The organism is Actinomadura sp. KC216 (assembly GCF_004348535.1).
In the GTDB taxonomy this organism is placed as follows: Bacteria; Actinomycetota; Actinomycetes; order Streptosporangiales; family Streptosporangiaceae; genus Spirillospora.
Genome location: NZ_SMJX01000566.1, coordinates 1 through 2,421 on the forward strand (window position 1 = coordinate 1; position 2,421 = coordinate 2,421).

Consider the following 2,421-nt stretch of genomic DNA (forward strand, 5'->3'; position numbering starts at 1 on the left):
CGACGGTCGCGATCAGGGGGTCGGGGGCGTCGAGGGTCAGGGGGTGGTCGTGGGCGGAGGCCGTTGCGTCCGCTATGGCGTCGCGGGCCAGAGGGACCAGGTCTGTCGGGGCCGGGTTCAGGGACGCCTCGCGGTCCAGGCGGGCGAGTTCCAGGAGGTCGGTGACCAGTGTGTTCATGCGGCTCGCCTCGTCCTCGATGCGGCGCATGACGTCGGGGAGCTCGTCCGGGCCGAGGGCGCCGTGCCGGTACAGCTCCGCGTAGCCCTGGATGGTCGTCAGCGGGGTGCGCAGCTCGTGCGAGGCGTCGGCGGCGAACTCGCGGACGCGGGCCTCGGAGCGGCTCCGGGCCCGGAACGCCTGCTCGATCCGCTCCAGCATCACGTTGATCGCGGCGGCGAGCCGGGCGGTCTCGGTGCGGACGCCGGGATCCGGCATGCGGGCGCGCAGGTCGCCGCCTGCGGTGATGGCGTGCGCGGTGGCGGCCATCCGGTCGAGCGGCAGGAGGCCGCGGCCGATCAGGCGGCGGCCGAGCACGATCAGGGCGGCGAGGAGGAGCGATCCCGTGGCGATCTCGGACAGGACGAGGTTGCGCACCGCCGAATGGATCTCGTCAAGTGGGGACGCGACGACGACGATGCCGTTCCGCCAGGGGCGTGCGACGGCGCGCAGGCCGGGGAGGGAGAACGGCTCCAGGGTGCGGGCGCGGTTCGAGAGTTCTTCCCAGCCGAGTTTCTCGACCTCGGCTATGGCGCGGGTGGGGGACGGCTGGTCGCCGCTGAGGACGTTGACCCGTCCGGCCGGTCCGATGGCCAGCACGACGAAGCGGGCCGGGGCGACGCCCTGTTCGGGGAGGCCGGGCCGCAGGAGGCGGGGGACGGCGCGGTCGCGGGTGGCCTGGAGTTGCTCGTCCACCCGGTGCATCAGGTACCCGCGCAGGACGAGCGCGCTGACCAGGCCCATGATCGCCAGGCCGGTGAAGGTGACGGCGAGCAGGCCGGTGAGCAGCCGCGCGTTGAGCGTCATGGCCGCAGCGCGTAGCCCACGCCGCGCTGGGTGTGGATGAGCGGCGTGCCGAGCGGGTCGAGCTTGCGGCGCAGGTAGCTGATGTAGGTCTCGACGACCTGCGGGTTTCCGTGGTCCCAGCCCCAGACGCCCGCGAGGAGCTGCGTCCGCGACAGCACCATCCCCGCGTTCCGCATCAGGTAGGCGAGGAGGCGGAACTCGGTCGGCGAGAGGTCCACGTCGACGCCGCCGCGGCGGACGCGCCAGTGCGCCTCGTCCAGTTCCAGATCGGCGACGCGCAATACGCCGGTCTCGGAGGAGGAAGTGGGCGGTGGGGTTGCGCGGCGCAGGACGGCTCGCACGCGGGCTATCAGCGCCTCGATCGAGAACGGCTTGGTGACATAGTCGTCACCGCCGAGCGTGAGTCCGGTGACCGTGTCGGACGGGGTGTCCCGCGCCGTCAGGAAGATCACCGGGACCTGGTCGCCGCCCGCGCGCAGCCTCCGGCACACCTCGAAGCCGTCGAGGTCGGGCAGCATGACGTCCAGGAGCACCAGGTCGGGACGCTCCTCGCCCGCCGCGCGCAGCGCCTCCTCGCCGGTGCCCGCGGTGACGGTCGCGAAGCCGTGGAAGCGCAGCGCGACGTCGATCAGGTCGCGGATGTTGGGCTCGTCGTCCACGACGAGCACCCGCCGGTTCTCGCTCATCGGCTCCCGCAGATCGTGCCGTATGCCCTGGCCGTGGCTCCGACCGTACCCGCCCTAGCGCGGCTTGGGGACGTGGACCAGCCGTGCGTCGCGGGTGTCGCCGGACCGCTCGCCCGCCACGAGAACCTGGTCGCCGGTCGCGAGCGCCTTCAGCGTCGACTTCTCGGCGTTCTTGCGGACGCGAGTGTTCGCGTTGGCCGTCCACGTCCAGGAGACGCCGTCGTCGCTGCGGACCGTGAGGGTCGTGGCCGACAGGGCGGTGATCTTGCCGCGCTGCCAGGTCGCGAGGTGGAAGCCGTCCTTGCGGCGGACGGTGGCCTCGCCGTGGACGCCGCGGAAGGGGCGGGCATGCCGGTGGGGGTGCCGCTTGCCCGGGTGGCCCTTGCGGTCGTGCCACTTGCCTCGGGGGCCGTCGTCCGTGTGTGTCGTCGTCTTTCCGGACGACGGGGACGGGGACGGGTTCGCGGCGGCCGCGGGGACGGCCAGGTACAGGCCGAGCCCGAGGACACCGGCGGCGCCCACTCCGGCCGCGATCGTCTTGCGGTTGGTTCGCATGGCGCCCATCCAATCGGTGGTGACTGGTAGAAGTCCGTGCCGAATTCTGGGAAAACCCTGGGAGTTCGCACGGCTTCGCTTCCCGAAGGCCCGCTCCGGCGCCGACTGAGACCTGCCTCGACGTCGCCGGACGAGGCCCGGAGACCGCTTCAGTAA

General features: G+C 72.5%; 3 protein-coding genes. All 3 read right to left on the reverse strand.

Features of this window, described 5'->3' with window-relative positions; all coding sequences use genetic code 11:
* Positions 1–1,024: HAMP domain-containing sensor histidine kinase (locus tag E1264_RS41980; RefSeq protein ID WP_132183064.1), on the reverse strand; the 1,024-nt coding region annotated here is incomplete at its 3' end.
* A complete protein-coding gene (locus E1264_RS41985) occupies positions 1,021–1,710 on the reverse strand; it encodes a response regulator transcription factor (protein ID WP_132183066.1) in 690 nt (229 codons plus the stop codon). The genes E1264_RS41985 and E1264_RS41980, both read right to left, overlap by 4 nt.
* Before the next feature lie 54 nt (positions 1,711–1,764).
* Positions 1,765–2,274: a DUF5666 domain-containing protein gene (locus tag E1264_RS41990; protein ID WP_132183068.1), complete on the reverse strand. Its 510-nt coding sequence runs from the start codon at positions 2,272–2,274 to the stop codon at positions 1,765–1,767.
* Positions 2,275–2,421: the final 147 nt, after the last annotated feature.

Excerpts from the sequence above, each read along its gene's own strand:
- E1264_RS41985 (WP_132183066.1), bottom strand. The coding sequence starts at position 1,710 with ATGAGCGAGAACCGGCGGGTGCTCGTCGTGGACGACGAGCCCAACATC.
- E1264_RS41990 (WP_132183068.1), bottom strand. The coding sequence starts at position 2,274 with ATGGGCGCCATGCGAACCAACCGCAAGACGATCGCGGCCGGAGTGGGC.